The organism is Sphingomonas sp. 1F27F7B (assembly GCF_005503355.1).
Taxonomy (GTDB): Bacteria; Pseudomonadota; Alphaproteobacteria; order Sphingomonadales; family Sphingomonadaceae; genus Sphingomonas.
In genome coordinates, this window is the sequence record NZ_SCMK01000005.1 from 92,587 (window position 1) to 119,164 (window position 26,578).

Sequence of the window (26,578 nt, forward strand, 5' to 3'; positions counted from 1 at the left end):
GTCTCAGGCCTTCTTCGTTGCCGCGTCGGCGCTCCACGCGCCGCCGCCGGCGGCCGCGAGGTGCAGGAAGACGAAGCAGTAGAGCATGATCGCCTCGCCGCCGTTCGCGGCGGGGAAGAAGCCGTTCGGGAAATGCGCGATGAAATAGCCGACGGCACACATGCCCGAGGCGATGAACGCCACCGGACGCGTGAACAGGCCGATCACCAGCAGCGCGCCGCCGACCAGCTCGATCGTGCCCGCGGCATAGAGCATCGGGTTGAGCGGATAGGGAAAGGGCGGCAGGCCGAAGAATTTGGAGACGCCGTGCTGCAGGAAGCCGAGACCCGCGACGATGCGCAGGACGCTCAGCAGCCGGGCGGACCAGCTTGCGGGAATGGGCATGGATTCTTTCTCCTCGCCGGACACGCGCCTGCGCGCCGTTTCGAGGCTGAAATGTTTCACCTCATGCCCGTCCGGTCAACCGGACGCCCAGGAAACCAATCGTTTCCGCAGGAACGCCGTCCGTGCCGCCGCCGCGACCGGGCGCTCAAGCGGTGAAGCGCTTGGTGAAGCCCTTGGCGTGCTTGTCGCCCGCGGTCTGGAAGGCCTCGACATGGTCGACCACCGCCATGGGCGGCCCTTCCCGCAGCGCCTCGGTGAGCGAGGTCAGTGCCTCGTCATCCCCTTCCGCGAGCAATTCCACCCGTCCGTCGTTCAGGTTGCGAACCCAGCCCCTGACGCCGAGCTGCTTGGCAAGGCGCACTGCCCAGTCGCGATAGCCGACGCGCTGCACGCGCCCCGACACATAGATACGCTGTGCCGTCATATGTCCCCACGCTCACTTTTTTACCCGGCCGCATCCCTTCGGCCCGGGTGCGACTCTATCAATTTGAAGATGCGAGGGAATCGGGGTGGGGCGCGACTCGTCGCGCGCTAGGGGTAAGTGATCGCAATCACTTCATATTCGCGCTCGCCGCCGGGCAGCGTCACGCGCCGGAGGTCGCCGATCCCGGCGCCGCGCAATGCACGCGCGAGGGGAGCGTTCCAGCCGACCAGGCCCTTGCCGGCGTCGGCCTCGTCGTCGCCGACCAGGGTCAGGGTACGGTGATTGTCGTCTTCGTCCGCGATGGTGACGGTGGCGCCGAAATAGGCGCGGCTCCGGTCCGCCTGCTGGGCAGGGTCGACCACCTTGGCCGCCTTCATCCGCTTCGACAGCCAGCCCAGGCGCCGATCGATCTCGCGCAGGCGCTTGCGGCCATAGATATAGTCGCCATTCTCCGAGCGATCGCCATTGCCGGCGGCCCAGGCGATGGTCTCGACCAGCGCGGGGCGCTCGGTGGCGAAGAGCGCGTCATATTCGGCCCGGAGCGCCGCATAGCCGGCGGGCGTGATGTAGTTTGGGCGGTCCATTCCGCATCTCGTAGCCCAAAGCGTCATCCCCGCGAAGGCGGGGATCGCGGGGATGACGATTTGAGGGGTGTGGCCCATGCGGCTATCGCCGGCCAACCCCTGCGCGCATTGTGAAAAATTGTTTCCGTCAGGCCCCGGCTGTTGCGGCGGCATATCCGCTTGTCCATCCGCCGGGGGACGCCGGTCGACAGGAGCAGGCGCACCGCACGGAGATGATCCATGAGCATTGTTCTCGCGATCGGGCTGGCGCTTGCAGCCGCAGAACCGGTCCATTCCACCCTGGAGCACCGCACCAGCCTCCACCATGCGGGCGAGCGGATCGACGCGCATTACCGCGGGCGCGTCGTTCTGGTTCGACGACAGGTCGGCGCGGTCGCCAAGCCGGGCGTGCCGTCCACGCTGCGTTGTAGCTGGCGGGCGCACCTGCACATCGAGCGGGAGGCGCGATCCGGTCGGGCGCTGCGCTCGAGCCGCAGCATCGAGCGAAAGGCGGTCCTGGAGGGGAGCCGCCCCGGCTGGTGCGGCGCGAGCGAGAATGCGGTAGCGGAGGAAGTCGCGCGGCGCGGCGCGGAGATCCACTCGCACCTGCTGGCCGTCGCGAATGAGGATCAAGCGGTGTTGAAGGCGGAAATCGAACCGAAGGGAAGGAGCCGGGGGAAATGAAGGTCACGCGCGCAATTATGCTGCCGGCAGCGACGTTCGCCATGCTCTTGGGCGGAGCGGCACATGCGCAGAATATCTCCGGCGGCGTGGAACTGGCGACCGACGAGAGCCGCCGTGGCCTGAGCTGGAGCGGCGGGCGGGCCGTGGCCTCCGCCGATGGGCTCATGACGATCGGGGCAGCCGACGCATCCGTCCGGATCGTGAGCATGCGCAATTCGCCCAGGCACGCCGGGGCCGATGCCGTAGCCGATCTCGAACTGGGGATTGCGACGGACGCGGGGCCGTTCCGGCTGCGCGGACATGTGGCCGCCCATCTCTTCACGGGCGCACGCGAGCGGATGGACTATGTCGAACTGGGCGCGCGGGGCAGCTATTCGCTGGGGCCGCTACAGCTCGGCGCCGGGGCCGTCTATGCGCCGAGCCAGAGCGCCATCGGCGGCGACAATCTCTATCTGTTCGCCTCCGCCAATGCCGGCATCCCCGCGACGCCGCTCTCCGCATCCGCGACGCTGGGGCACAGCACGGGAAGCACCGACGATCCGGTGCGCGCCGCCCGGCTCCGGCCCCTGGGCGACTATACCGATTGGCGGCTGGGGATGGAGTATAACCAGTTCCCCTTCACGATCGGCCTCGACTATGTGGGCACCCGCTTCGCCCGGCATGCGAGCATTTCGCCATTCGCCGATCCCGGCAACAGCGGAGACCGCGTAGTCGCGCGCGTTCGCCTCGCATTCTGAGGGTGCGTCCGCCGCAGGCGCTCTCGCAGCGAAAGGGAAGGGGCCTGTTCCTCCGCACCAATACGGGCCTTGCGCGCCGCGCGTGGTTAAGCGAAGAACACCATATGCGGTCTCGCAAGCCCTCCTTGATCCAGACTCTGCTTCGCCGCGCGGGCCTGCCCGCCCTGACGCTGATCGCCATCGGCTTCTTCGGCTACAACGCCGTGCTCGGGCCGACCGGTATCATGCAGACCAAGCAGACCAAGGCGGAGTATGAGCAGAAGAAGGCCGAATATGCCGCGCTCGAGAAACAGCGCGCCGCGCTCAAGAATCGCGTCGACCTGCTTGATCAGAGGCGCGGCGTCGATCCCGATCTGGCCGATGAACTGGCGCGCAAGCAGCTCAATGTCGTGCGCCCCGATGAGGTGGTGATCCCGCTCCAGAAGCACGCGCCGGCCCCCGCAGGGCGCTGATCTCTCGACGCTGCGTTGCAACATACGCAATCTGCATCTATAGTTGCGCAAACTGCAATTGCCGTGGCGTCAAGTGAACGGCACGCGCATTCCCGCATTAGTTGCGCGGCGGGCGAAAACGCGCTTATAGGCACCCGCCTTCCCCCTCCCCGGACGAGGATTTCCTGTGGCCAAAGCACCGGCACGCAAAACGACTGAACCAGCCAAGACCAACCGCGAACGGCCCGACGAGCCGAAGCGGTTCGAAGCTTCCAAGGAGCAGCTGCTCGAATTCTACAAGCAGATGCTGCTGATCCGCCGCTTCGAGGAGAAGGCCGGCCAGCTTTATGGTCTCGGTTTCATCGGCGGTTTCTGCCACCTCTATATCGGCCAGGAAGCGGTTGCGGTCGGCCTGCAGTCGGCGCTCGACGGCGAGAAGGACTCGGTGATCACGGGCTATCGCGATCACGGCCACATGCTTGCCTATGGCATCGATCCCAAGGTCATCATGGCCGAGCTCACGGGCCGCGCCGCCGGCATCTCGAAGGGCAAGGGCGGTTCGATGCACATGTTCTCGACCGAGAAGAAATTCTACGGCGGGCACGGCATCGTCGGCGCGCAGGTCGCGCTCGGCACCGGCCTGGCGTTCGCGCATAAGTATAACGAGGATGGCGGCGTCGCCATGGCCTATTTCGGCGACGGCGCGGCCAACCAGGGCCAGGTCTATGAATCGTTCAACATGGCCGAGCTGTGGAAGCTTCCGATCATCTATGTGATCGAGAACAACCAGTACGCCATGGGCACCTCGGTCAACCGGTCCTCGGCCGAGGACCAGCTCTACAAGCGCGGCGAAAGCTTCCGCATTCCCGGCATCCAGGTGGACGGCATGGACGTGCTCGCCTGCCGCGGTGCCGCCGAGGAAGCGCTGGAGTGGGTCCGCTCCGGCAAGGGCCCGATCATCCTCGAGATGAAGACCTATCGCTACCGCGGCCACTCGATGTCCGATCCGGCCAAGTATCGCAGCCGCGAGGAAGTCCAGTCGGTCCGCGACAAGTCGGATCCGATCGAGCACGTCAAGAAGGAGCTCGAGGAGCTTAAGGTCACCGAGGCGGAGCTGAAGGCGATCGAGGCGGAGATCCGCAAGATCGTGAATGAGGCGGCGGACTTCTCCGAGCAGACGCCCGAGCCCGATCCTTCCGAACTATATACCGACGTGCTGGTGGAGTCCTACTGAGATGGCGATCGAACTGAAGATGCCGGCGCTGTCGCCCACCATGGAAGAAGGCACGCTCGCCAAGTGGCTCGTCAAGGAAGGCGACACGGTGAAGTCGGGCGACATCCTCGCCGAGATCGAGACCGACAAGGCGACGATGGAGTTCGAGGCCGTCGACGAGGGCACGATCGCGAAGATCCTGGTCGCCGAAGGCACCGACAATGTGAAGGTCGGCACCGTGATCGCGACGATCGCGGGTGAGGGCGAGGATGCTTCGGCACCTGCGCCCGCGCCGGCCCCCGCCGCCGAGGCGCCCAAGGCCGAGGAGCCCGCCGCCGGCGAGGACGGCGGCCCGAAAAAGGCCGACAGCGGCACCAAGCAGCTTGCCAGCGAGAAGGCCGCCACCGTCAAGGATCCGGCGATCCCCGAGGGCACCGAGATGGTCAAGACGACTGTTCGCGAGGCGCTGCGCGACGCGATGGCCGAGGAGATGCGCAAGGATCCGCGCGTCTTCGTGATGGGCGAGGAAGTCGCCGAGTATCAGGGCGCCTACAAGGTCACGCAGGGCCTGCTCGAGGAGTTCGGTGCCAAGCGCGTGATCGACACGCCGATCACCGAATATGGCTTTGCCGGCCTGGGTTCGGGGGCGGCGATGGGCGGCCTCAAGCCGATCGTCGAGTTCATGACCTTCAACTTCGCGATGCAGGCGATCGACCACATCGTGAACTCGGCGGCCAAGACCAACTACATGTCCGGCGGCCAGATGCGTTGCCCGATCGTGTTCCGCGGGCCCAACGGCGCCGCCTCGCGCGTTGCGGCGCAGCACTCGCAAAACTATGGCCCGTGGTACGCCAGCGTCCCCGGCCTGATCGTGATCGCCCCCTATGACGCGCAGGACGCCAAGGGCCTGCTCAAGGCGGCGATCCGGTCGGAAGACCCGGTCGTGTTCCTCGAGAACGAGCTGATGTACGGCCGCACCTTCGAAGTGCCGAAGCTCGACGATTACGTGCTGCCGATCGGCAAGGCGCGCATCGTCCGCACCGGCAAGGACGTGACGATCGTGAGCTATTCGATCGGCGTGGGCGTGGCGCTGGAAGCTGCCGAGAAGCTGGCGGCCGAGGGCGTGGATGCGGAAGTGATCGACCTGCGCACGCTGCGCCCGCTCGACACCGCGACGGTGCTCGAAAGCCTGAAGAAGACCAACCGCATGGTGGTGGTCGAGGAAGGCTGGCCGGTCTGCTCGATCTCGTCGGAGATCGTCGCGGTGGCGATGGAGCAGGGCTTCGACGATCTCGACGCGCCGGTGCTGCGCGTCACCAACGAGGACGTGCCGCTGCCCTATGCCGCGAATCTCGAGAAGCTGGCATTGATCACTGCGGACAAGGTAGTCGCGGCGGTGAAGAAGGTTACCTACAGGGGCTGAACCGGTCGCGGTGGCGGGGCCTGCGGGCTTCGCCGCCGCGATCGCCCGCACATCTCAGCTCGAATGCAGGTCGCAGGTCGCTTTGGTCGCGGCGGGTGCCGGATTGTAGAGCTTGGAGAAGTCGCGATTGTCGCGAACGATGAACGACGCGATATAGTGCAGCCGCTGCTGGCTGGTGAACCAGCCCGCCCCGACCAGCGGTGTGTAGAGATAGTTGACCTCTACGAACATCACTCCCGAATTGGGCGGAGCGCTGACCTGCGAGCCTGCATCGCCCATGCCGTTCGGGGCCGCGGTGCCGGCATCGGCCTGTGTGGCGGTAGTGCCGGCAGTGACGCTGGTGGTGCCATAGCTGGAATCATAGCTGGTGCCGCTCAACGTACCGATGCAACGCTGCCAGTGGATGCGCTGCGTTGCAGCGGTGTCGTAGCTTTGCTTGACGTTCTCGAGGCTCGATAGCGTCACCCGGCCCTTGGTGGTGAGGTCGATCGCGCTGCCATGAAGCCGCGTTTGCTGGAGCACGTCGTTGATGTCCGCCTCGCGCAGCTGGATCGTCGTCTGCCCGCTGAACAGGCCGACACGTGAGGCATTGTCGGCAAGCTCCAGTGTGAGCTGGCTCACGCGCTGGTTCATGATGGCGAAATGGGTGAGTTCGATGCCCCACAGGCCCGCCAGCAGAAGTAGCGGGAGCCCGAGCGCGAACTCGATCAGCGAGGTGCCGGACCTGTCGCCGGCCAGGCTGCGCAGCGCGCGACGGCGGCGTCGGTTGAGGATGATTCTCAACTGCATATCTTGGTCACCGTCGGCACAGCCTGGGTCTGATAGGGCTGGTTCTTGAGCAGCGTCGTGGCAGTTGTCGTCTGGGTCTGCGGCCAGCCGAGCAGCTTGGCGAGTGGGAATAGCCGGTTGTAGCTGACGGTGACGGTGTAGAGTGTCACGTCGCTCGCACCGCCCTGGCCGGTAATCCCTGGATCCCGGTCCCACACCCTGTTGCCGTTGACGTCGTAGAAGCATTCACCCGAGTCGTACTGACCATTGTTGTTGGCGTCATCGAAGCGCTCGGGTGCGGCGGTGCCGAAGCTCGAATAGCTCTTGCGCGTGATCAGGAAGGTTGCGTTCGGGATGACGACCCTGACCTTCGCCTTGAGGTTTTCGTCGATGGTCGAGGTGTTTGCCGCCTCGATGCCGCTGTCGCGGCCGGCCTTCTGCATCGCGCCCTCAAGTGCCGCTTGCGCATAGGCATTGTAGGCGATGTCCATCAGTCCCATGATCAGCACGAGCAGAACGGGCGCCAGGATGGCGAACTCGACCGCGGCGATGCCGCGGTCGTCCCGGCACAGGCGCCGAAGCATCGCCCGGGCGCCCGCCGTCATTTCGAGATCCGCAGCATGGCGACGCGCGAGGCGATCGTCTGAAAGGCGCTGTTGAGCTGCGTATCGCTGCTCGCCGAGAAGGCGTTGCCCGACGACGACGCACATTGCTGTTCCTCGGCGGTCATCGCGTCGCCAAAGGCGATCACCCATACGGTGATGCCGCGCCGCTTCGCCGCCTCGCACTCCGCCAGGAAGCGAGCATTATGGCGATCGGTAATCGAATTATAGTCGTTCCCGGTCACCCGCCAGTCGTAATGCTCGAGGCCGTACATGCCGTAGATGTCGATGTTGGGCGCCATCTGGCCGTCGGTCATGAACACGATGTGGCGGATCGGCGGGTTGCGACCCGGCCAGGCGGCGGTATCCGCCTTGAACGGGCCGTTCGGATTGATCAGGCGCGTGCCCCAGATCATGCCGGTATCGTGATAGGTGCCGCCCAACGGGCGAAAATCCGGATCGTTGAGGAAGTCCGACACTTGCTGGCGCGTCATCGTCGCGAGGCGCTGCGCCTGCTTGCCGCAGCTCACATAGCCGCTGCTGAGCTTCGCGCTGTCACCATAATTCTCATAGCGGCTGCTCCCGTCGGCGCTGGAGCTGATCACGTTGGTCGTGTTCGTGGGGCCGTAGTAATTGTAGCGCTCATACACCACGTCCGGCCACATCGGCCGCCATTTCGTGCTGTCGCTGGTCGCGGCCAGGTCCGGGTCCAGGTCATAGGGCAGCGCGGTCTGAGTGAAAGCGGTCAGCGCCTGGGTGTCGCGCTCCTCGACGCAGCCCTGCCACTTGGACTGCGAGCCATTGACCTTGGTCGGATCGTTCACCCAGCCGCCCAGGACATATTGCGATATATCGACCGGCAGATAGCCGAACTTGTAATAGAGCTGCACCGTCTGGCTGGTGACGGTGCATTTGTTGTTGCTCGAACTCCACGAGACCGTCTTCACCGTGGCCTGGCCGGACGAGCTGTAGCCGGTCTTGCCGGCATAGCCGTTGCAGGTGGCCTGGTTGGTGTTGTTGTAGGTCGTGGCGCTCGGAGAGCCGCTGTTCTGCTCATAGGGCACGCGAGTGGAATAGGTGTAGGTGCCGCTGACGAGATAGTTGCTCGGGATGATTTTCCCGACATTCACCGTCGAGGAATAAGGTACGAACCCGTAGCGGATGTTCGTCGTCGGATCGGCCGAGGATGTCAGCGTATCGTAGAAGTTGAGCACGGCGGCGCGCAGCGCCTTGATGCGCGCGTTGCTCTTTTCCTGGGTGTAATAGCCGGTGGTGCCGTCGCTGCGCGTATAGGAATTGATCGACTGGCCGGACATGTTGGTGTCGCTGGCGGTGTAGGCCATCGAACCGGTGGTATCGAGCACGAACATCACATCGAGATCAGCGACGTCGTAGCGCGCTTCGCAAGTGACCGTGATCTGGGTGTTGTTGAAGCCCAGCATCGACGTCAGCGTCATCGGCACGGTGGCCGTGGCGCTGCCCGACACCTGGTTGTCGGCGGTCTTGGTCGGAGTGAAGTTGACGACGTTCACCCCATAGGTGCCGGTCTTGAAATTGTTGCGGAAAAAGGCGTTTGCCTGATCGGTGGCGGCCTGGTCGAGCGTGGTGCTGGCGCTCGATGCCATGAACTTGCGGCCCGCCAGTGCGCCGGCGTCGCATGCCTGCTGCATGCGCACCTTGATCAGGTATAGCCGGGCGGTATCGACGGCAGAGCCTACGAAACCCAGCAGAGGAATCAGCGCGATCGCCATCATGGCCAGCGTGTTCCCCGCGCGATCGTTGCGCAGGCGAACCAGCAAGCTTCGGCGACGTGCGATGTCAGCGGTTTGGCGCCCCGTTTCCCGCATATTCTGATGTCCAGCCTAGACCCGGAAATTGTAGTTCGATGCCTGATCGCATGATGCCGGTTAATGCATCTCTAAACCGCGCCGCGCTCTTCCGTGCGCGGGTGGCAGGCCCTAGAGGAGGCTCGTGGAACCGAACCAAGCCGTCGATCCGGAACGTGACCTGATCCTTACCTACGCCCCGCGCGCGGCCCAGTCGGGATTGCAGGCGCTGCTTGCGCTCGACGATGCGCTGGCGCGGCTGCTGCGCACCACCCGCGAGCCGGCGCTGGGCCAGATGCGGCTCGCCTGGTGGCGCGAGGCGCTGGAGAAGCTGGACCATGCGCCGGCCCCGGCCGAGCCCGTGCTCAAGGCGCTGGAAACCGAGGTGCTGCCGCACGGCGTCACCGGGGTATCGCTGGTGCCGATCGTCCATGGCTGGGAAGTGCTGATCGAGGAGGAGGCCCTCCACGCCGATGCGATGCGCCGGTTCGGCGAGGGACGGGGGCAGTTGTTCATCGCGGCCGGGGACCTGCTCGGCAGCAGGCGCGATCCGCTGGCCGCGGCGGGGCAGGGATGGGCGCTCGCCGACCTGGCCGGCAATCTTCAGGCGGACAGGGAAAGCGCCGTGGCCCGGGATCTCGCCCGGCCGTTGCTCGATGCCGCCACCGGTGTCCGCTGGAGCCGAGCGGGGCGGGCGCTGGGCGCTCTCGCGCATCGGGCAAGGCTCGACCTGGCCGAAGCGCCCAAACCGGCCGGCGCGCCCTCGCGAGTCGGGCGGCTGCTCTGGCATCGCCTCACTGGACGCTGACCCTGCCGGCGGGTTAGCTTCGAATTCTCTAGGGGGAGAGAGACGATGTGGCGCTATTTGGCGGGTGCGGGCGGTACGCTGCTGCTGGTCGTTGCTGGTTTGTTCCTGTTTCGGGGCAGTGCGAGCACCGAGGCCAGGCTTCCTCCGGTACCCAAGGGGGCAATTGCATCCGAAGCGGAGCAGGATCTTCCCGCCGAGCCGCCCAGCGCCGCCGCGAAGACGCGCGAGCAGAAGCGCTTCGACCGGCTCGACAAGGACAAGAACGACAGCATCGCCAGGGACGAGTTCTTCGCCCTGCGCCGCAAGCTCTTCGCCAAGCTCGATACCGATCGCGACGGCAAGCTGAGCTTCGAGGAATGGTCGATAAAGGCCGTTGAGCGTTTCGCCGGCGCGGACAAGGACAAGTCGGGCACGCTCACCCGCGCCGAGTTCGCCACCACCGCGGTCAAGCGCGCCGCCAAGCCGCGCTGCGTCTGCGCTCCGGCCAAGGCGCAGACGCCGGCGGCTCCGCGTCAGGAAGCGGACGACAATGAAGGCTGAGCCATCCAGCCCTGCATCGCTTCGCGCGCCCGGCCGGTGTACATCTGCTTGCGATCGGCTTTCCTGGTCTTGCCCGGGATCGGCGGGAAAAGCCCGAAATTGACGTTCATCGGCTGATAGGTCTCGGCCTCCGCCTCGCCGGTGATGTGCGAGAGCAGGGCGCCCAGCGCCATCTCGCGCGGCGGCGCGCTCAGCGTCTCGCCCGCCAGTTCGGCGGCCGCGAAGCGACCGGCGAGCAGGCCGATCGCCGAGCTCTCGACATAGCCCTCGCAGCCGGTGATCTGCCCGGCGAAGCGGATATGCGGCGCACTCCGCAGGCGCAGCTCGCCGTCGAGCAACTCGGGTGACTTGATGAACGTGTTGCGGTGGAGACCGCCAAGTCGCGCGAATTCCGCATTCTCGAGGCCGGGGATCGTCCTGAACAGCGCAACCTGCTCTGCATATTTCAGCTTCGTCTGGAAGCCGACCATGTTCCACAGCGTGCCCGAGGCATTGTCCTGCCGCAGCTGAACCACCGCATAGGGCCAGCGCCCGGTCCTGGGATCGTCGAGCCCCACGCCCTTCATCGGGCCGAAGCGCAGCGTCTCGACGCCGCGCTCGGCCATCACTTCGATCGGCATGCAGCCTTCGAAATAGGGGACGTTCTCCCATTCGCGGAACTCGGTCTTCTCGCCGGCGAGCAATGCCGCATGGAAGGCAAGATACTGGTCCTTGGTCATCGGGCAGTTGATATAGTCCTTGCCCGTGCCCCCGGGGCCGACCTTGTCCCAGCGCGACTGGAACCAGGCGATCTCCGTGTCGATGCTCTCGCGGTGCACGATCGGCGCGATCGCATCGAAGAATGCGAGCTGGTCCTTGCCGGTGGCGGCGCCGATGCTCTCGGCCAGGCCCGGGGCGGTGAGGGGGCCGGTGGCGACGATCGTCGGCCCGGTCTCGGGCAGCCTGTCCACCCGCTCGCGGACGATCTCGATGTTCGGATGGGCCGCGAGCGCCGCGGTCACGCCCGCGGAGAAGCCGTCGCGATCCACAGCCAGCGCCGAGCCGGCGGGCACCTTGTGCTTGTCGCCCTCGGCCATGATCAGCGAGCCCAGATCGCGCATTTCCTGATGAAGCAGGCCGACCGCGTTGTTCTGCGCATCGTCCGAACGGAAGCTGTTGGAGCATACCAGCTCGGCGAGCCCGTGGGTCTGGTGCGCCGGCGTCATGGTGCCGCTGCCGCGCATTTCGGAGAGGCGGACCTTGAAACCCTTGCTTGCGAGCTGCCAGGCGGCTTCCGAGCCGGCAAGGCCGCCGCCGATGATGTGGATGTCGTGCATCGGCCTCCGATAGAGCCATGCTTGGCAGAGCGCCAGTCACGCGGCATCAAGGGGGCATGGACCGAAATCGCATCGAACCGCTCTTCGCCGCCGCGATCGTCGCCGGCGTCAGCTATTACGCCAATTACTGGCTGGAGACCGGCGGCATCGCCGCCATTGTCTGGAAGGGTGCCGGTGTCGGCCTGCTCGCCTTCTGGGCGCGCGGGAAGGCCGTGAACCAGGACGGACGGATGATCGGTGCGGTGCTGGCGCTCGGCGCGCTGGGCGACGTGCTGCTCGAGCTGCACGGCTTCACCATCGGCGGAGTGGCGTTCATGGCCGGCCATCTGCTGGCAAGCTATCTCTATCTCCGCCACCGCCGCATCGCCGCCGCCAACTGGATCGCTCCGCCGGTTGCCGCTGCAGTCGCGGTGCTGGCCTGGTATCTGTTCGGGACACTGCCCAATCCGGAGCTGCTCGGTGTCTATGTGTTCGGTCTCGCGCTGATGACCGCGTCGGCGATGCTCAGCCGGCTCGGCACGCTGGTGGCGATGGGCGCACTCCTGTTCTTCGCTTCCGACTGGCTGATCTTCCTGCGCATGGGGCCGCTCTCCGGCTCGCCGATCCCGCAGCTGCTGGTCTGGCCGACCTATTTCGCCGGCCAGGTGTTGATCGCCTGGGGTGCGGTCCATGCGCTCCGGGGAGAGAAGGCGATCGCATGAGGGTCTTCACCATCGGCTATGAGGCGACGACGATGGACGCGTTCATCGCCGCGTTGCGCGCAGCCGGGGTTGAGCGCGTGATCGACGTGCGCGCGGTGCCGCTCTCGCGCCGGCCGGGCTTCTCGAAGAACATCCTGGCGGCGAGCCTCAAGGCGGCGGGGATCGATTATGTGCTGCTGAAGAACCTGGGTACGCCCAAGCCCGGCCGCGATGCCGCGAAGAAGGGCGATGTGAAGACGCTGCGCCAGGTCTATGCCGGGCAGCTCCATCTGCCCGAGGCGCAGGCGGAAGCGGCGATGATGCGTGCGCTGGCGGCGGAAAGGCCGAGCGCCTTGCTCTGTTTCGAGCGCAATCCCGAACATTGCCACCGCACATTGCTGCTCGCCGCGGAAGGCGAGGGCGCGGAGGTCGTCGATCTCTATCCCTGACAAGGAGAAGGCTGGTGCTCGATCATGTCGGCTTCGCGGTCTCGGACGCCGAGGCTTCGAGACATTTCTATGCGGCTGCCCTGGCTCCGCTCGGCATCACGCTGCTGATGACCGTGCCGGCCCGGGAGAATGGCTCGGGCGGCAACGCCCATGGCTTCGGCATGGGCGATGATCCCTTCTTCTGGATCGGCGACAATGAGCGCGTGGGCGAGGGGACGCACATTGCCTTTCGTGCCGGCACACGGGCCGAAGTCGATGCCTTTCACGCGGCGGCGCTGGCGGCGGGCGGGCGCGACCATGGCGCGCCGGGGCTGAGACCCCATTATCACCCGAATTATTATGCCGCCTTCGTGCTCGATCCCGACGGGCTCAACATCGAGGCGGTCTGCCATGCTCCAGGCTGAGAAGGGCCTGGCTGGACCGAGAAAGGCCAGGGCGGCCGGAAATTGCAGTCCGGCCGCCCCGTAGGTTGGGGGAAGCCGGCGGCACAGAGGGGCAAGGCGCCGGCTGAGATCGCTCCTGGAGCCTGGGTCTTGCAGCGGTGTTTCAGTATATTTCGTCATGGGGCTGGATGGTTTCGTCTGCCTCCGCGATCGGCAGCGCGAAGCTGAAGATCGCGCCGCCGCCCGGGCCGTTCTCGGCCCAGAGCCGGCCGCCATGCGCTTCCACGATCGTGCGGCAGATCGGCAGGCCCAGCCCGGTGCCGCTTTCCTTGGTGGTGCGGAACGGCTCGAACAGATTGTCGAGCATCGCTTCGCTGAGGCCCGGTCCGCTATCGGCGATCTGGACGAGCACTTCCTCGCGCCCGACGCGCGTCGTCACACTCATTTCGCGCCGGGCGCGGGCCGCCGTCGCTTCCACGCCATTGCGGATCAGATTGCTCAGCACCTGCTCGATCTGGAGTGCGTCGCCGATCAGATTGGCGGGTGCCGGATCGAGATCGCAGTCGATCCTCGCGTCTCGCGCAATCTTGAGCTGCCGCACCGCGGCACAGGCCGAATAGATCACCGCGTTCAGGTCCAGGCTTGCCTGGACGATCTCGCCGCTCACCGTAAAGGAGCGGATCTTGCGGATGATGTCGCCGGCCCGGAGCGCCTGCGCCCGGGCGCGGTCGAGCGCGTCGAGGATGTCGTGGTCCGGATCGCCGCGTGAGCGCGTGAGGTAGCGGCAGGCTTCGAGATAGTTGGTGATCGCCGCGAGCGGCTGGTTGAGCTCGTGCGCCAGCGTGGAGGCCATCGCCCCCATTGCGTTCAACCGGGCGAGGCGGAGCAGCTTCTCGTGCACTTCGCGCAGCTGGGCATCGGCTTCCACGTCGTGCGTGATGTCGATCACCAGGCCGAGCAATCGCGGTTCCCCGTCATGCGGGTCGTAGCGGCCCTGCAGCGTCACCCAGCGCGCCTCGCCATCGGGCATCGTCAGCCGCAATGTCATGTCGAGCGGGCCCTTGATCCGCCTGGCGCTGACGATCGCCTTGCGCAGCTCGGCGACCTGTTCCGTGCCGAGCCGATCGGCGACATCGGCCATGCGATACTCGCTCTCGTGCCATTCGAGGCCGAACAGCCGTGCGCTCTGTGGGGAGTGGCGCGATCCGCCGCGCACCAGGTCGATCTCCCACACGCCCACGCCGGCGGCCTCCTGGGCAAGGCGGAGCAACTTCTCGCTCTCCGCCAGCGCGCGCTGGGCGGCGATACGCGGCGTGATATCCTGGAGCACCACGGCGATATAGTCCTCGGTGGCGTCGCCCGAGCGGACGAGATTGGCGGTGCAATGCACGGGACGCAGCTCGCCGTCATGCGTCACCACCATGCGGTCGTCCGAATAATAGGGGACCTCGCCCCGCGCGAGCGCCTGGATTCCCTCGATAGTGGCCGGCCATTCCTCGGCGGTGCTGGTCTTGCGGCAGCTCTCGCCGATCAGCGCTTCGCGGGGATGGCCGGTGAGCTCGCAGATCCGATCGTTGACTTCCAGGAACACGCCTTCGAGCGAGAGCCGGCCCACGCCGACCCCGGCCTGCTCGAACACGGCGCGATAGCGGCGCTCGGCCTCTTCCAGCTTGCGGCGCGCCTCCATCTCGGCAGTGACGATCTCGCTGGCCAGCACGATGCCCGCGATGCGATCGTCCTCGTCGTACCAGGGGCGGTGGCTCCAGCGGACATAGTCGACGCTGCCGTCGGAATGCCGCAGCGGATCGCCGTCGCCCGAGAGCTGCTCGCCGTCCAGCACGCGCGCGAACATGGCCCGGCGCTCGGCGGGGCAATCGGGGAAGACCTCGAAATGGCTGTGCCCCTCGAGCGCCATGTCCTCGGGCAGGCGATGATCGGCGACATAGCGTTGCGAGGCGGCGACATAGCGCATGTCCAGATCGAGGATCGCCACTGCGGTGGCGGCGTCGCGCGCCATGTTGGTGAGGTTGCGCCGCGAGACCTCGAGCCGCTTGGCGGCGATGCGGAGCTTGTCCTCGGCATGGCGCTCGTCCGCATGGGCGGCGAGCAGAACGATGGTCGCGCAAGTGACCGCGACGAACATCTGGGCCAGCAGCACGCGATTGTCGGGTGCGGCGAGCGCGAAGGGCCCGGTGGCGATCTCGGTGCTCCACAGCACGATCACTGCGCAGATGGCCATGGCGACGGTAGCGCCGCGCAGGTGCCAGCCCAATGCCGCGAGCACGAGCGGCGGGAATATCGCCCAGGCGACGGGATCTTCGCGCGGCAGCAGGAAGACGATCGTCGTCACGACCGCGCAAAGCAGCATGGTCGCGACGAAGCCCGTCCATCGGAAGAACGACCAGCGCTCGTGCAGCGGCCTTGCCCAGACGAGCACGAGCGGGGCCGCCAGGATCATGCCCAGGCCCTGCTGCGCGAACTTCTCGACGAAGCTGGTCGGCCGTCCCGCCGCGATCGTGCCGAGCGCGACGATCCCCGCTGCCAGGAGCGATCCTGCCAGCGCCGCGACGAACACCCACAGGATCGAGCGCGGATCGAGCAATTCGGTGGGCCGCACGCCGCGCCGCCGGATGATCGTCGCGGTGACCAGCGCGCCGAGTGCCAGGCCCATCGCAGCGGCGAGCTTGGCCACCAGCGGATATTGGGGTTCGAATATCTCATAGGTGGCGAGCACGGCGATCGCGAGCAGCGGCCAGAGCCGCGTGCTGCTCAATATCAGGCCGCTCACCGATACGCCGATGGCGATGCCGATCGGAGGGTTTCGGCCGGTGAAGCGATGCCACAGGGCCCAGCTGACGCAACCGATCAAGGCACCGGCAAACAGCATTAGCGCCGGACGTACCGGCACAGCCCAGTTCTCTGGCAGACGCTCCCTCACCGTTGCCAACTAAAACTCCGCGTAAAGCGCAGTCCATCCAAGATGCCGGCAGCGATGTAAATCCGCTAAATTACGGATCTGTTCCGCAATAATCTATCAAGCGGCGGCCTTACGGCGCTCTGCCATTTCCTCATTGAGCATTTCGGCCAGCAGAAAGGCAAGTTCCAGACTTTGCCCCGCATTGAGACGTGGGTCGCAATGGGTATGGTAGCGATCGGCCAGGCCCTGTTCGGTGATGTCGATCGCGCCGCCCGTGCACTCGGTGACGTTCTGTCCCGTCATCTCGGCATGGATCCCGCCGGCGAACGTGCCCTCCGCGCGATGAACCGCGAAGAAGCCGCGCACTTCGGCCAGGATCCGCTCGAACGGCCGCGTCTTATAGCCGTTCGCCGCCTTGATCACGTTGCCGTGCATCGGATCGCAGCTCCACACCACCGGATGCCCCTCGCGCTTCACCGCGCGGACGAGCTTGGGCAGGCCGGCCTCGATCTTGTCATGGCCATAGCGCGTGATCAGCGTCATCCGCCCGGGCGTGCGGCTCGGGTTGAGTGTGTCGAGCAGGCGCAGCAATGCGTCGGGCTCGAGGCTGGGGCCGCACTTCATGCCGATCGGATTGCCGATGCCGCGCAGGAACTCGACATGCGCCGAACCCTCGAAGCGCGTGCGGTCGCCGATCCAGAGGAAATGGGCGCTGGTGTCATACCAGTCGCCGGTCAGCGAATCCTGGCGAGTCAGCGCCTCTTCATAGGGAAGGAGCAGCGCCTCGTGGCTGGTGTAGAAATTGGTGGCCTTGAGCTGCGGCACGCTGTCCGCATCGATGCCGCAGGCGGCCATGAAGTCGAGCGCCTCGCCGATCCGGTCGGCCAGATCGGCATATTTCTTCGCCCAGGGGCTGCGGCCCATGAAATCGTGGGTCCATCTGTGAACCTGGTGCAGATTGGCATAGCCGCCCTGCGCGAAGGCGCGCAGCAGGTTGAGCGTCGCGGCCGATTGCGAATAGCCCTGCACCATGCGCTGCGGATCGGGGATGCGCGCCTCGGGAGTGAAGGCGATGTCGTTGACATTGTCGCCGCGATAGCTCGGCAGCTCGACGCCGTTGATCGTCTCGGTATCGGCCGAGCGCGGCTTGGCGAACTGGCCGGCCATGCGCCCGAGCTTCACCGTCGGCAGCTTCGACGCGAAGGTGAGCACGACCGCCATCTGGAGGATGACGCGGAACGTGTCGCGGATGTTGTTCGGATGGAACTCGGCGAAGCTCTCGGCGCAATCGCCGCCCTGGAGCAGGAACGCCTCGCCGCGCGAGACCTTGGCCAGCTCGCTGGTCAGCTCGCGCGCCTCGCCGGCGAATACGAGGGGCGGGAAGGAAGTGAGCTGCGTGGTCGCCGCTTCGAGCGCGCCCTGATCGGGGTAATTGGGCAGCTGGCGCGCCTCGGCCGCCTTCCAGCTCGACGGGCTCCAGCTCGCATGCATGTCGTTCTCCGCATCGCGCACGGTGACGTTCCAATCGGCGGCACCCGCAATGCCATGTGCGGCGATCAGGTTCATGACCTTGGCGTTCGCGCGCTTGCCGTCCTTCTCCCAGCCCTGCACGGTGGAGCCCGGAATGTCGAACCACGCGCCGAACGCAGCGCGGGTGAGGGAGCGTTCCTCGCGGAAGCGGCGGATCTTGGTGCCTGCCAGAGTCGTCATGATGCAGACCGCTTACCCTTACTGGGTAAAACTGCGCAAGCGTAAAATTTCCCTGCCTGGGTAAATTGCTCAGCCGCGGCGGAACGCCCAGTTCACGCCCCCCGGTCCGGTGATCCTGAGTGCGCCGCCGGCATTGCTGTAGCTGTACGTCTCGCTGCGCGGCGAGATCGTGCCCGAGCCGCCCTTGCCGCAGCCGCTCCAGCTTTCCTGCCCGCCCTGGATCGCGAAGATCATCTTGCCGCCCGCTGTCTGAATGCGGCCCAGCTTCTCCTGGGTGATCGTCTTGGTGCAGCTTTTGCCTTCCGGCTGGGTCTTGGTGATCCGCCAGGTGAAGGTGCCGTCCTGGCGGATGACGAGGCTCATCTGGCGCCGCACGGTGACCGGCATCGACTCGGTCACGATCGTCGTGTTGGTCGCCGATCCGGGGCCGAAGGTGCCGCCCAGATTGGTGCCATAGCCGGTCGCCATGCTCGGCTGGAACTTGATCTTGGAACCGATCACCAGCTCGGTCCCGGTCGAGGCCTGCGACCAGCTGCCCGCCAGCCCCGGAATATCGCCGTTCGATGCCTTGGCCGAAGTCTGGTCCCCTTCGACTCGCTTCACTGCGATACGCACCGCGCTGGCCGGGGCCGCGATCTCCGCACCGTCGCGGGCGATGCCCAGATAATCGCCTGGCGACGCCTCGTCGTCTCCGTCTACGTCCTTCCAGGCGATGAGCTGCCACGGCCCGCGATCGGGCAGCGCGAGCGCATAGGTCCAACTCGTGCCGCCGGCGTGGCGCAACGGCGCCTCGATCTTGGTCTTGCAGCTCTGATAGGGAGAGGAGCAGGCGACGACCTTGCCGCCTTCCATCCCCACACCCGCCGGCACCTGGACATCGCCCGTGATGGCAATGCGCTGCTGCACACCCTCGGCGGCCGCTTCGGATGCATTGGCGGCGGCCTTGTCCGGCGCGCTGGCGAAACAGGCAGTCGCGGCGAGCAGCAGAGCGGGCGCGAAGGCGGCAGGGCGAGCGGTCACGGGCATGTCGGTCCTCCTGAACCCTGGGAAGGGACGGGCGCCGTGCTCGCGCGTGAAATGGGGCGGGAATAGCGTTCCGCGACGAATGCCCGCCGTGACGCAACGAAGCCGTCAATCGGGCAGCGTCTCTCCCAGCTTGTCGTACTGGAGGCCGATCCCGTGGAAGCGGGATCCATTGTCCGCATAGCCGTCCAGATAGATGCCGTGCTCGGTATGGAGCAGGCGAGTGCCGTCGCCATCGGGCAGCAGCTCGATCGAGCAGAGATTCACCGAGATCGGCTTGCCGTTCAGCTTCATGCGATAGGCATAGACGATGCGCCTGTCCGGCACGATGTCGTGATAGGAACAGTCGAAGCGGGTGACCGTGCCGCTCTGCCACTTGCCTTCCAGATGCTCGGTGCCGCCGACCCGGAAGTCGAAATGGCGATCGACCATTTCCCAGCTCTCGTTGGGCCCCGAGAACCAGCGCGCCTTGCCCTCCTCGTTGGCGAAGGCTGCGAACACCCTGGCCGGGCCCTGCTTGAAGCGGCGCTCGATGACGAACTTGTCGTGGACGGCTTCAGCCATGGTCGTTCTCCTTGTCCTGGGCGTCGAGGAAATGGGCGAGGCGGTCGTAGCGCGCCTCGGTCGCGCGGCGGCGCTCGATGATCCATTGCTCCACTGCTGCCAGGGCGAGCGGCTCCAGCGTGCAGGTGCGCACCCGGCCCGCCTTCTCGGTGTGGACGAGACCGGCGCCCTCGAGCAGGCGGATATGCTGGAGGAAGCTCGGCATCGCCATGGTGAAGCCCGCGGCAAGCGCGCTCACGCTGGCCGGGCCATCGCCGAGCCGCTCGATCACCGCGCGGCGAGTGGGATCGGCGAGCGCTGCGAAGGCAGCATCGATTTTGTTAGGCATGGGACTAACTAATAGCGCAAGGCCGCGGGATGCAAGCGGGAACTCGGGTCTCTAATAGCCAGCGGAAAGATCGACTTCGTTCCGCAACGGCCGCCCGTCCGCGAAGGCCTGGATATTTTCCACGAACAATGCGGCGGCGCGCAGGAACATCCGGGTCTGGCTGCGGCCCGACAGGTGCATCGAGTGGATCACATTGGGCGTGGTCCAGAGCGGATGCCCGGGCGGCAGCGGCTCGGGTGTCACCGTGTCGAGAAAGGCACCCGCGATGCGGCGGCGGGTGCAGGCCTCGATCAGCGCATCCTGGTCGATCAGCTCGCCGCGGCCGACATTCACGATCCAGGCGGAGGGCTTCATCGCGGCCAGTTCCCCGGTGCCGATCATCGCGCGGCTCTCCGCGGTGGCGGGCGCGGCGAGAAACACCCAGTCGGTTTCGGGCAGCAGCGTGCGCCATTCGTCCGGCCCCACCGTGCCTTCGGCGCCGGAGCGAGTGACGCCGGTCACTTCGACGCCGAATCCCGCGAGCCGCTCCCCGATCAGCCGCCCGATCGTCCCATAGCCGATCACGAGCGCCCGGCTCTCGAACAGTTCGAGCTTGCCGGGAGCGTCCACCGGCCATTCCTGGCGATCGGCGGCACGCACCACCTGGTCGAAGCGCTTGGCCGCGACGAGCGCGCCCATCACGGCGTATTCGGCGACGGTGTGCGCATTGACGCCGCTGCCGTTGGTCACGCGCGTGCCGCGAGCCCGCAACAGGCCGGTATCGAGTGCGTCGAGCCCGGCATAGATGGTCGAGAGCCATTGCAGCTTGCCGGCCGCCGCCACGGCGCGTGCCCAGGCGCGCGGATCATTGTTGTCGAGCCAGCCGATATCGGCGTCCGCCGCGAGCGCGACGGCTTCCTCGGTGCTCGTGAACCAGTGGACGTCGAGCCCGGCGGGGAGCTGCGGCTCCACCAGCGGGCGGGCGAGGGCGGGGAGTACGGCCTTCATGGACCGGAGGCTAGCGCGCGCCCTGCCCGGTTTCAAATCGAGACTTGTCCGCCATCAGAGCCCCGGCTTCCAGTCCCAGCCCATCGGGTCGCCGTCCATCACTTCGATGCCGGCGGCGGCGAGTTCGTCGCGGATCGTGTCGGAGCGCTGGAAGTCCTTCACCAGCCGTGCTTCCTTGCGCTCGACCAGCCGGTCCTCGATCTCCTGGGCGGTGATCGCGGCGCCCGCCGGGCGCAGGCGCAGCTCCTCGCGAGTCAGCTCGAGCAGCCGCAGGCCCAGCACCGCGTCGAATGCGGCGAGCCCGGCCAGGCGATCGGCGGGCGACAGCTTCTTCTCGGCGAGCAGCTCGTCGAGCACCGGCAGCGCCCTGGGCGTGTTGAGATCGTCCGACACCGCTTCGTCGAGCCGCGCCAGCCACGCCTCGGGGGCGGTGCCATCGCCCTCGGCACGCGCCTTGAGCGCGCTCACCGTCATCACCAGCCGCTTCAGCCGGGTGAGCGCCGCTGCCAGATTCTCGGCCGAGAATTCCAGTTCGCTGCGATACTGGGCCTGGAGGCAGAGCAGGCGATAGGCGAGGGGGTGCACGCCCGCGTCGATCAGCGACTGGAGCGTGGTGAAGCCGCCCTTGGACTTGCTCATCTTCCCCTGGCGATCCACCAGGAAATTGTTGTGCATCCAGAAATGCGCGCCCGAATCGCCGCAGCCGCAAAAGGCCTGATTCTGCGCGATCTCGTTGGGATGATGGATCTCGCGGTGATCGATGCCGCCGGTATGGATGTCGAACGGGGCGCCCAGATATTTGATGCTCATCACGGAGCATTCGAGATGCCAGCCCGGTGCGCCCTTGCCCCAGGGGCTGTCCCATTCCATCTGGCGCTGCTCGCCCGCAGGCGACTTGCGCCAGATCGCGAAGTCCTGCGGATGGCGCTTGCCCGCCACCGGATCGATCCGCCCTTCGGCCGCGTCGTCCTGGTTGCCGGCCAGGCGGCCATAGTCGGGCACGGTGGTCACGTCGAAATACAGGCCGGAATCGAGTTCGTAGCAATGTTCGGGCGCGATTTTCTCGGCGAAGTCGATCATCTCGGCGATGTGATCGGTCGCGACCGACCAGCGCGAGGGCTGCCGGATGTTGAGATCGGCGACATTCTGCTTGAACGCCGCGGTATAGTGCGCCGCGATGTCCCAGATGCTCTTCGCCTGCGCCCGGGCCGCCGCTTCCATCTTGTCGTCGCCGGCATCGGCGTCCGACGTCAGATGGCCGACATCGGTGATGTTGATGACATGGGTGAGGGAATAGCCCTTCCAGGTCAGCACCCGGCTCAGCGTGTCGGTGAATATATAGGCGCGCAGATTGCCGAGATGGGCATAGTTGTAGACCGTGGGGCCGCAGGAATAGACGCGCACGCCCTGTTCGGGATCGAGCGGCTGGAAGGTTTCCAGGCTGCGGGTCAGCGAATTGTAGAGCGTGAGTTGAGCGCCGGTCATAGCGGCGGCATAGCGGCTCGTCGCCGTGCTGCAAGCCTCGGACGGGCTTGCCCCCGCTCCGGGCGAAAATTGTCGGCGCGATCCGTTCGCCGGGACGTCGCGGAGCTATCGCTCACCACCGCCCCGGCGCATGGCGCACGCCCCGGCCGCGAGAACGCGCGTGCCGACGGCGAGCGTCAGGCGGCGAGCGCCGCCACGCCCCGCTGGCGGATCAGCCCGCTGCCAGTGCTGCCGCCCGCCAACAGCGGCAGAGCGGTGGCGCAAAAGGCGCATTCCGCGGTGAACCGTCCGATCACCCAGTGCGAACCGCCGCAGCCCGGGCAGTAATTCTGCTGCTCCGGACGATAGGCGACGCGATAGCCGGTCAGCGCCTGTCGGATGCCGAAATCGTACATGCCTCGTCTCCCGAAAGTTGGGGGATCAACGGCAGCGAATCGCGATTTGTTCCGCCTGCGGGCCGCTATGGCACCGATGGTCCGTGCGATTCGGACGACGAGTTGCAGGAAAGACACAATGCCGCGGTAGAGCGGGCATCGTGGCGCAGGCAGAAAAAGTGGAGGCCCGAGCCGGAATCGAACCGGCGTGCAAGGATTTGCAGTCCTCTGCGTCACCACTCCGCCATCGGGCCTCGGAGCGAGCGGCGGCAATGCGCAGGTGCTTGCGGCCATGTCAACATTGCAGTGCAAAAATAGCTGCGCGCATTGCTTGGCGAAGGGCTGCGAAGGGGATACAAGCCGCCTACATAATCAGTGTATTGCACAACTAACACGGTTGTGCCAGATAGCCGGGGTAATGATGGCTCTTACGGTAGATTCCGCGCCCGTCGAGGCGAACCGCTTCGAAGCGATGCGCCACGCGATGGTCGCCAGCCAGCTGCGCACCAACGCGGTCAACGACGTTCGCGTGGTCGAGGCGATGGCGCGCGTGCCCCGCGAGGACTTCCTTCCCGAAGAGCATCGCGCGATCGCCTATCGCGACACGCTGCTGCCGCTCGCCGGCGGGCGCAGGCACAACCTGCCGCTCGCCACGGGCCGGCTGCTCACCGTCGCGGAGATTCGTCCTGCCGACAAGGTGCTGCTGATCGGCGCCGCGGGCGGCTATGCGGCGGCGTTGCTCGCCGATCTCGCCAATTCGGTAGTCGCAGTGGAGGAGGAGCCCAGCCTCGCGGCGCTCGCCCGTACTGCGCTTGCCGCCTATGCCAATGTCGAGCTGGTCGAAGGGCCGCTTGCCGCCGGCCATGCTGCGGAAGGGCCCTATGACCTGATCGTCGTCGACGGTGCGGCCGAGGAGCTCCCTGCCACGCTGCTCGGCCAGCTCGAGACGGGCGGGCGGGTCGTGACCGGTCTCCTGGATCGCGGCGTGACGCGTCTCGCGGCGGGCCGGCGCACCGAAGGGGGCTTCGGCCTCGCCGATTTTGCCGATATCGAATGTGCAGTTCTTCCTGGTTTCGAGCGCCTACGAACCTTTCAATTCTGATCTGAAAGAGGCTCATGCGAATTTCCTCTCTGTTCCTCGGCGCCAGCTTGGTCGCGATCGCCGTGCCTGCCGCCGCGCAGACCACGACGACGCGGGCCGGCACCGATATGCCCGTGCAGATGGTGGGCACCGGCGCGCCGGCGCAGGCGGCGCAGCCGACCACCACGCTGCGCGATGCGCTGGTGCTTGCCTACAACACCAATCCGGGCCTTCAGTCGGAACGCGCCAACCAGCGCGCCAACGACGAGAATGTGCCGATCGCCAGGTCGTCGGGCCGTCCCGGCGTGAACGGCACGGGTTCGCTGAGCGACAGCATCTATAATAGCGACGCGCTTGCCGGCCCGCTGGCCGGCCCGACTCGGACCGCCCGCCTGGGCCTCAATCTTTCGGTGCCGATCTATTCGGGCGGTGGAGTGCGCAATTCGGTCCGTGCGGCGGAGACGCGCGTCGATGCCGGCCATGCCAGCCTGCGTGGTGTCGAGGCACAGCTCTTCACCGATGCGGTGACCGCCTATGTCGACGTGCTGCGCTTCGAGGCGATCGTCCGCCTCAACCAGCAGAACGTCCATGTTCTCGAGGTCAACCTCCAGGCGACCCGCGATCGGTTCGAAGTGGGTGATCTCACGCGCACCGACGTCGCGCAGTCCGAAGCGCGTCTGGCGCTCGCCCAGAGCCAGCTGCGCACTGCCGAGGCCGGGCTGATCGGTTCGCGCGAGAATTACATCCGCATCATCGGTGCTCCCCCGGGCGTGCTCGCGCAGCCGCCGGCGCTGCCGAACCTGCCGGGCGACGTGCAGGATGCGGAACAGGCCGCGATCAGCAACAATCCCAATCTCGAGGCGGCGCAGAAGCAGCGCGACGCGACTGCGTTCGACGTGAAGGCAGCCAGGGCCAGTCGTTCGCCGCAGGTCTCGCTGACCGCTGGCTCCAGCTACTATAATTACCTCGGCTCGCTCAGCCAAGAAGCGCGTACGCTGGGCGGCCAGAACCCCAACGGCATCTCGAACACCATCGGCGCGCAGCTGACCCTGCCGGTCTTCCAGGGCGGGCTTCCGGCGGCGCAGGTTCGCCAGGCCCAGGCGCGCCGGGCCTCGGCGCTGGAGACGGTGACGCTCACCGAGCGCGGCGTGATCGCTCAGGTGCGCTCCGCTTATGCCAGCTACCAGTCGGCGCTGCGCGTGATCGAATCGTCGCGCGTCGCAGTGGATGCCAACAAGCTGAGCCTCGAAGGCGTCCGTGCCGAGAACAGCGTCGGCACCCGCACGATCCTCGACATCCTGAACGCCGAGCAGGAGCTGCTCACCAGCCAGGTCAACTACGTCACCGCCGAGCGAGACGCCTATGTCGCCGGCTTTACGCTGCTGGCGGCGATGGGCCGGGCCGAAGCGCGGGATCTCAACCTGGACGGCGGGCCGCTCTACGATCCGGACATCAACTACAAGCGCGTGAAGAATCGCTGGTCGGATCGCAACGATGATCCCGAGCCCCAGCCAGTGGGAACGCGCACCAACCAGACGCCCGCGCAGACGCCGAGCGTCTCCGGAACTTCGCTCGATCCCGTGCTTCAGCGGCGCGATGCCACGCGGCCTGTTGACATTAACCGTAAAAATCCCTGATGACGCGCCTCCGGGGCTTTCAGGAGTAGCCGGTTGATGGGGGACATCAGTAGCGAGCCGTCGATGGAGGAGATTCTTTCCTCCATCAAGCGCATCATCGCCGAGGAGGGTGATGCTGCCATCGCGACGCGTGCGCGCCGCGGCGGACGCGCGACGACGACGGTGGCGGAGAAATCCGCTGCCATCGACGAAGTGCTCGAACTGAGCCAGCCGGTCGACGAGGACAGACTGGAGACGCCGACCCCGATGTCGATGGGTTCCCCCACGCCGCCCGAAGTCGCCCCGAAGGCCGCCGCCACGGCACCTGCGGCGGCGCCCGCCGATCCGATCCTGTCCGATCGCGCCGCCGAGGCGACGCGCGGCCCGCTTGAGGCGCTGTCGCGGATGGTGGTGAAGCCTGAGGTGTCCGGCGCCGACACGCTGGAGGGGATGGTGCGCGAGATGCTGAAGCCGATGCTGCGCGACTGGCTCGATGCCAATCTGCCGCGGCTGGTGGAAGAAATGGTCGCGCGCGAGATCTCGCGGATCACCGGGCGGCAATAGACCTTACCGTTTCCGGTTGTTCCCGTGCTCCCTGCGAAGGCGGGGATCCAGAGCCGCGAGCGCCATGCCCCTGGAGTGGATCCCGCCTTCGCGAGGATGGCGATCGGCTATCGCGACAGCCCGGCCGCTTCCCGCGCCAGCGCCTCGACCTGTTCGTAGCTCGCGCCCCTGGGCGTGACCCAGGAGCCGCCCACGCACAGGATCGGATCGAAGGCCAGCCATTCCGGCGCGGTCGCGGCCGAGATGCCGCCGGTCGGGCAGAATTTGCACTGGTAGAAGGGCGCGGCGAGCGCCTTCAACGCCTTCAGCCCACCCGAAGTCTCGGCCGGGAAGAACTTGAAATGCTCCAGCCCCAGGTCGAGGCCGCGCATGATGTCGCCGGCATTGGCCACGCCCGGCAGGTACGGCACGCCGCTGCGCACGATCGCATCGCCCAGCCGTTCGGTCAGCCCCGGCGAGACGATGAACTCGGCATCGGCCTTCATCACCTGCTCGAACTGTTCGGTGTTCACCACTGTGCCTGCGCCGACGATCGCGCCCTCGACCTTCTTCATCTCGGCGATCGCTTCCAGCGCGGCCCCGGTGCGCAGCGTCACTTCGAGCACGCGCAGGCCACCCTTCACCAGCGCCTCCGCGAGCGGGCGGGCGGTGGCGGCGTCTTCGATCACGAGCACCGGGATCACCGGCGCGGTCTTCAT

29 protein-coding genes and 1 tRNA gene are annotated in these 26,578 nt (G+C 66.5%); 13 read left to right on the forward strand and 17 right to left on the reverse strand.

What is annotated here, in order from left to right; genetic code table 11:
- Positions 1–3: 3 nt before the first annotated feature.
- From FFS08_RS06295 to greB, 3 genes are all read right to left on the reverse strand, one after another.
- A complete protein-coding gene (locus FFS08_RS06295; RefSeq protein WP_137864785.1) occupies positions 4–384 on the reverse strand; it encodes a DoxX family protein in 381 nt (126 codons plus the stop codon).
- Positions 385–529: 145 nt separating this feature from the next.
- On the reverse strand, positions 530–808 hold the full coding sequence (locus FFS08_RS06300) for an acylphosphatase (protein ID WP_137864784.1): 279 nt from the start codon (positions 806–808) through the stop codon (positions 530–532).
- Positions 809–915: 107 nt separating this feature from the next.
- Positions 916–1,392 carry a transcription elongation factor GreB gene (gene greB / locus FFS08_RS06305; protein ID WP_137864783.1) on the reverse strand — a complete coding sequence of 159 codons (477 nt, stop codon included), beginning with the start codon at positions 1,390–1,392 and terminating at the stop codon, positions 916–918.
- Between the two features lie 219 nt (positions 1,393–1,611).
- Between greB and FFS08_RS06310 the strand changes: the two genes are divergently transcribed.
- From FFS08_RS06310 to FFS08_RS06330, 5 genes are all read left to right on the forward strand, one after another.
- Positions 1,612–2,055 carry a hypothetical protein gene (locus FFS08_RS06310; RefSeq protein WP_137864782.1) on the forward strand — a complete coding sequence of 148 codons (444 nt, stop codon included), beginning with the start codon at positions 1,612–1,614 and terminating at the stop codon, positions 2,053–2,055.
- On the forward strand, positions 2,052–2,792 hold the full coding sequence (locus FFS08_RS06315; protein ID WP_137864781.1) for a TorF family putative porin: 741 nt from the start codon (positions 2,052–2,054) through the stop codon (positions 2,790–2,792). Before FFS08_RS06310 ends, FFS08_RS06315 begins: the two co-directional genes overlap by 4 nt.
- A 104-nt stretch (positions 2,793–2,896) precedes the next feature.
- Entirely contained in the window at positions 2,897–3,244 is a 348-nt protein-coding gene (locus tag FFS08_RS06320; RefSeq protein ID WP_249341265.1) for an FtsB family cell division protein, read from the forward strand.
- 166 nt (positions 3,245–3,410) lie between these two features.
- A complete protein-coding gene (gene pdhA, locus FFS08_RS06325; protein ID WP_137864780.1) occupies positions 3,411–4,457 on the forward strand; it encodes a pyruvate dehydrogenase (acetyl-transferring) E1 component subunit alpha in 1,047 nt (348 codons plus the stop codon).
- A gap of 1 nt (position 4,458) precedes the next feature.
- Positions 4,459–5,859 carry a pyruvate dehydrogenase complex E1 component subunit beta gene (locus FFS08_RS06330; RefSeq protein WP_137864779.1) on the forward strand — a complete coding sequence of 467 codons (1,401 nt, stop codon included), beginning with the start codon at positions 4,459–4,461 and terminating at the stop codon, positions 5,857–5,859.
- 54 nt (positions 5,860–5,913) lie between these two features.
- Here the strand turns inward: FFS08_RS06330 and FFS08_RS06335 are convergent, their stop codons facing one another.
- Genes FFS08_RS06335 through FFS08_RS06345 form a run of 3 tightly spaced genes read right to left on the reverse strand, consistent with a single transcriptional unit; the run spans position 5,914 to position 9,028 of the window.
- Positions 5,914–6,648 carry a histidine kinase gene (locus tag FFS08_RS06335; protein WP_137864778.1) on the reverse strand — a complete coding sequence of 245 codons (735 nt, stop codon included), beginning with the start codon at positions 6,646–6,648 and terminating at the stop codon, positions 5,914–5,916.
- Positions 6,639–7,232: a TadE/TadG family type IV pilus assembly protein gene (locus FFS08_RS06340; RefSeq protein WP_137864777.1), complete on the reverse strand. Its 594-nt coding sequence runs from the start codon at positions 7,230–7,232 to the stop codon at positions 6,639–6,641. Before FFS08_RS06340 ends, FFS08_RS06335 begins: the two co-directional genes overlap by 10 nt.
- On the reverse strand, positions 7,229–9,028 hold the full coding sequence (locus FFS08_RS06345; RefSeq protein ID WP_249341263.1) for a TadE/TadG family type IV pilus assembly protein: 1,800 nt from the start codon (positions 9,026–9,028) through the stop codon (positions 7,229–7,231). Before FFS08_RS06345 ends, FFS08_RS06340 begins: the two co-directional genes overlap by 4 nt.
- A gap of 172 nt (positions 9,029–9,200) precedes the next feature.
- Between FFS08_RS06345 and FFS08_RS06350 the strand changes: the two genes are divergently transcribed.
- On the forward strand, positions 9,201–9,863 hold the full coding sequence (locus FFS08_RS06350; RefSeq protein WP_137864775.1) for a squalene/phytoene synthase family protein: 663 nt from the start codon (positions 9,201–9,203) through the stop codon (positions 9,861–9,863).
- 45 nt (positions 9,864–9,908) lie between these two features.
- On the forward strand, positions 9,909–10,403 hold the full coding sequence (locus FFS08_RS06355) for an EF-hand domain-containing protein (protein WP_137864774.1): 495 nt from the start codon (positions 9,909–9,911) through the stop codon (positions 10,401–10,403).
- On the opposite strand, the gene trmFO is transcribed toward FFS08_RS06355, so the two are convergent.
- The gene (gene trmFO / locus FFS08_RS06360; protein WP_137864773.1) at positions 10,376–11,719 is read right to left on the reverse strand and encodes a methylenetetrahydrofolate--tRNA-(uracil(54)-C(5))-methyltransferase (FADH(2)-oxidizing) TrmFO; all 1,344 of its coding nucleotides are present in this window, start codon (positions 11,717–11,719) and stop codon (positions 10,376–10,378) included. The genes FFS08_RS06355 and trmFO overlap by 28 nt on opposite strands.
- 56 nt (positions 11,720–11,775) lie before the next feature.
- On the opposite strand from trmFO, the gene FFS08_RS06365 reads away from it, so the two are divergent.
- From FFS08_RS06365 to FFS08_RS06375, 3 genes are read left to right on the forward strand one after another with little or no spacing between them, the layout of a single operon-like run.
- On the forward strand, positions 11,776–12,420 hold the full coding sequence (locus FFS08_RS06365) for a lysoplasmalogenase family protein (protein ID WP_171012497.1): 645 nt from the start codon (positions 11,776–11,778) through the stop codon (positions 12,418–12,420).
- On the forward strand, positions 12,417–12,848 hold the full coding sequence (locus FFS08_RS06370) for a DUF488 domain-containing protein (RefSeq protein WP_137864771.1): 432 nt from the start codon (positions 12,417–12,419) through the stop codon (positions 12,846–12,848). The genes FFS08_RS06365 and FFS08_RS06370 overlap by 4 nt, the downstream gene beginning before the upstream one ends.
- A gap of 14 nt (positions 12,849–12,862) precedes the next feature.
- Complete coding sequence (locus FFS08_RS06375; protein WP_137864770.1) at positions 12,863–13,252, forward strand: VOC family protein; 390 nt, start codon at positions 12,863–12,865, stop codon at positions 13,250–13,252.
- Between the two features lie 142 nt (positions 13,253–13,394).
- Here FFS08_RS06375 and FFS08_RS06380 read toward each other — a convergent pair whose 3' ends face one another.
- The 9 genes from FFS08_RS06380 to FFS08_RS06420 all read right to left on the reverse strand — a co-directional run bounded on the left by FFS08_RS06380 (position 13,395) and on the right by FFS08_RS06420 (position 22,873).
- Complete coding sequence (locus FFS08_RS06380) at positions 13,395–16,139, reverse strand: PAS domain S-box protein (protein ID WP_171015343.1); 2,745 nt, start codon at positions 16,137–16,139, stop codon at positions 13,395–13,397.
- 126 nt (positions 16,140–16,265) lie between these two features.
- On the reverse strand, positions 16,266–17,639 hold the full coding sequence (locus FFS08_RS06385) for a class II 3-deoxy-7-phosphoheptulonate synthase (RefSeq protein ID WP_137864796.1): 1,374 nt from the start codon (positions 17,637–17,639) through the stop codon (positions 16,266–16,268).
- A gap of 288 nt (positions 17,640–17,927) precedes the next feature.
- Positions 17,928–18,884 carry a hypothetical protein gene (locus FFS08_RS06390; protein WP_137864768.1) on the reverse strand — a complete coding sequence of 319 codons (957 nt, stop codon included), beginning with the start codon at positions 18,882–18,884 and terminating at the stop codon, positions 17,928–17,930.
- Between the two features lie 105 nt (positions 18,885–18,989).
- On the reverse strand, positions 18,990–19,445 hold the full coding sequence (locus FFS08_RS06395; protein WP_137864767.1) for an SRPBCC family protein: 456 nt from the start codon (positions 19,443–19,445) through the stop codon (positions 18,990–18,992).
- Positions 19,438–19,773 carry an ArsR/SmtB family transcription factor gene (locus FFS08_RS06400; RefSeq protein ID WP_137864766.1) on the reverse strand — a complete coding sequence of 112 codons (336 nt, stop codon included), beginning with the start codon at positions 19,771–19,773 and terminating at the stop codon, positions 19,438–19,440. Before FFS08_RS06400 ends, FFS08_RS06395 begins: the two co-directional genes overlap by 8 nt.
- Positions 19,774–19,824: 51 nt before the next feature.
- Positions 19,825–20,760, reverse strand: a complete 936-nt coding sequence (locus tag FFS08_RS06405) for a D-2-hydroxyacid dehydrogenase (protein ID WP_137871823.1) — start codon at positions 20,758–20,760, stop codon at positions 19,825–19,827.
- Positions 20,761–20,814: 54 nt separating this feature from the next.
- Positions 20,815–22,245: a cysteine--tRNA ligase gene (gene cysS, locus FFS08_RS06410; protein ID WP_137864726.1), complete on the reverse strand. Its 1,431-nt coding sequence runs from the start codon at positions 22,243–22,245 to the stop codon at positions 20,815–20,817.
- 176 nt (positions 22,246–22,421) lie between these two features.
- A complete protein-coding gene (locus tag FFS08_RS06415; RefSeq protein WP_137864725.1) occupies positions 22,422–22,640 on the reverse strand; it encodes a hypothetical protein in 219 nt (72 codons plus the stop codon).
- A 159-nt stretch (positions 22,641–22,799) separates the two neighbouring features.
- Positions 22,800–22,873, reverse strand: a tRNA-Cys gene (locus tag FFS08_RS06420).
- Between the two features lie 167 nt (positions 22,874–23,040).
- On the opposite strand from FFS08_RS06420, the gene FFS08_RS06425 reads away from it, so the two are divergent.
- From FFS08_RS06425 to FFS08_RS06435, 3 genes are read left to right on the forward strand one after another with little or no spacing between them, the layout of a single operon-like run.
- Positions 23,041–23,721 (forward strand): protein-L-isoaspartate O-methyltransferase family protein, encoded by a 681-nt coding sequence (locus tag FFS08_RS06425; RefSeq protein WP_137864724.1) that lies wholly within the window; start codon positions 23,041–23,043, stop codon positions 23,719–23,721.
- A 14-nt stretch (positions 23,722–23,735) separates the two neighbouring features.
- Positions 23,736–25,337, forward strand: coding sequence for a TolC family outer membrane protein (locus tag FFS08_RS06430; RefSeq protein WP_137864723.1), 1,602 nt, complete (start codon positions 23,736–23,738; stop codon positions 25,335–25,337).
- Between the two features lie 36 nt (positions 25,338–25,373).
- A complete protein-coding gene (locus FFS08_RS06435; RefSeq protein ID WP_171012503.1) occupies positions 25,374–25,880 on the forward strand; it encodes a DUF2497 domain-containing protein in 507 nt (168 codons plus the stop codon).
- 107 nt (positions 25,881–25,987) lie between these two features.
- Here FFS08_RS06435 and eda read toward each other — a convergent pair whose 3' ends face one another.
- Entirely contained in the window at positions 25,988–26,578 is a 591-nt protein-coding gene (gene eda / locus FFS08_RS06440) for a bifunctional 4-hydroxy-2-oxoglutarate aldolase/2-dehydro-3-deoxy-phosphogluconate aldolase (RefSeq protein ID WP_137864729.1), read from the reverse strand.

Bases quoted from the DNA above. Each gene is read 5' to 3' on its own strand.
- FFS08_RS06295 (WP_137864785.1), bottom strand. From the start codon at position 384: ATGCCCATTCCCGCAAGCTGGTCCGCCCGGCTGCTGAGCGTCCTGCGC.
- FFS08_RS06300 (WP_137864784.1), bottom strand. From the start codon at position 808: ATGACGGCACAGCGTATCTATGTGTCGGGGCGCGTGCAGCGCGTCGGC.
- greB (WP_137864783.1), bottom strand. From the start codon at position 1,392: ATGGACCGCCCAAACTACATCACGCCCGCCGGCTATGCGGCGCTCCGG.
- FFS08_RS06310 (WP_137864782.1), top strand. From the start codon at position 1,612: ATGAGCATTGTTCTCGCGATCGGGCTGGCGCTTGCAGCCGCAGAACCG.
- FFS08_RS06315 (WP_137864781.1), top strand. From the start codon at position 2,052: ATGAAGGTCACGCGCGCAATTATGCTGCCGGCAGCGACGTTCGCCATG.
- FFS08_RS06320 (WP_249341265.1), top strand. From the start codon at position 2,897: ATGCGGTCTCGCAAGCCCTCCTTGATCCAGACTCTGCTTCGCCGCGCG.
- FFS08_RS06330 (WP_137864779.1), top strand. From the start codon at position 4,459: ATGGCGATCGAACTGAAGATGCCGGCGCTGTCGCCCACCATGGAAGAA.
- FFS08_RS06335 (WP_137864778.1), bottom strand. From the start codon at position 6,648: ATGCAGTTGAGAATCATCCTCAACCGACGCCGCCGTCGCGCGCTGCGC.
- FFS08_RS06340 (WP_137864777.1), bottom strand. From the start codon at position 7,232: ATGACGGCGGGCGCCCGGGCGATGCTTCGGCGCCTGTGCCGGGACGAC.
- FFS08_RS06355 (WP_137864774.1), top strand. From the start codon at position 9,909: ATGTGGCGCTATTTGGCGGGTGCGGGCGGTACGCTGCTGCTGGTCGTT.
- trmFO (WP_137864773.1), bottom strand. From the start codon at position 11,719: ATGCACGACATCCACATCATCGGCGGCGGCCTTGCCGGCTCGGAAGCC.
- FFS08_RS06365 (WP_171012497.1), top strand. From the start codon at position 11,776: ATGGACCGAAATCGCATCGAACCGCTCTTCGCCGCCGCGATCGTCGCC.
- FFS08_RS06370 (WP_137864771.1), top strand. From the start codon at position 12,417: ATGAGGGTCTTCACCATCGGCTATGAGGCGACGACGATGGACGCGTTC.
- FFS08_RS06385 (WP_137864796.1), bottom strand. From the start codon at position 17,639: ATGCATGCGAGCTGGAGCCCGTCGAGCTGGAAGGCGGCCGAGGCGCGC.
- FFS08_RS06390 (WP_137864768.1), bottom strand. From the start codon at position 18,884: ATGCCCGTGACCGCTCGCCCTGCCGCCTTCGCGCCCGCTCTGCTGCTC.
- FFS08_RS06395 (WP_137864767.1), bottom strand. From the start codon at position 19,445: ATGGCTGAAGCCGTCCACGACAAGTTCGTCATCGAGCGCCGCTTCAAG.
- FFS08_RS06400 (WP_137864766.1), bottom strand. From the start codon at position 19,773: ATGCCTAACAAAATCGATGCTGCCTTCGCAGCGCTCGCCGATCCCACT.
- FFS08_RS06405 (WP_137871823.1), bottom strand. From the start codon at position 20,760: ATGAAGGCCGTACTCCCCGCCCTCGCCCGCCCGCTGGTGGAGCCGCAG.
- cysS (WP_137864726.1), bottom strand. From the start codon at position 22,245: ATGACCGGCGCTCAACTCACGCTCTACAATTCGCTGACCCGCAGCCTG.
- FFS08_RS06415 (WP_137864725.1), bottom strand. From the start codon at position 22,640: ATGTACGATTTCGGCATCCGACAGGCGCTGACCGGCTATCGCGTCGCC.
- FFS08_RS06425 (WP_137864724.1), top strand. From the start codon at position 23,041: ATGGCTCTTACGGTAGATTCCGCGCCCGTCGAGGCGAACCGCTTCGAA.
- FFS08_RS06430 (WP_137864723.1), top strand. From the start codon at position 23,736: ATGCGAATTTCCTCTCTGTTCCTCGGCGCCAGCTTGGTCGCGATCGCC.
- FFS08_RS06435 (WP_171012503.1), top strand. From the start codon at position 25,374: ATGGGGGACATCAGTAGCGAGCCGTCGATGGAGGAGATTCTTTCCTCC.
- eda (WP_137864729.1), bottom strand. From the start codon at position 26,578: ATGAAGACCGCGCCGGTGATCCCGGTGCTCGTGATCGAAGACGCCGCC.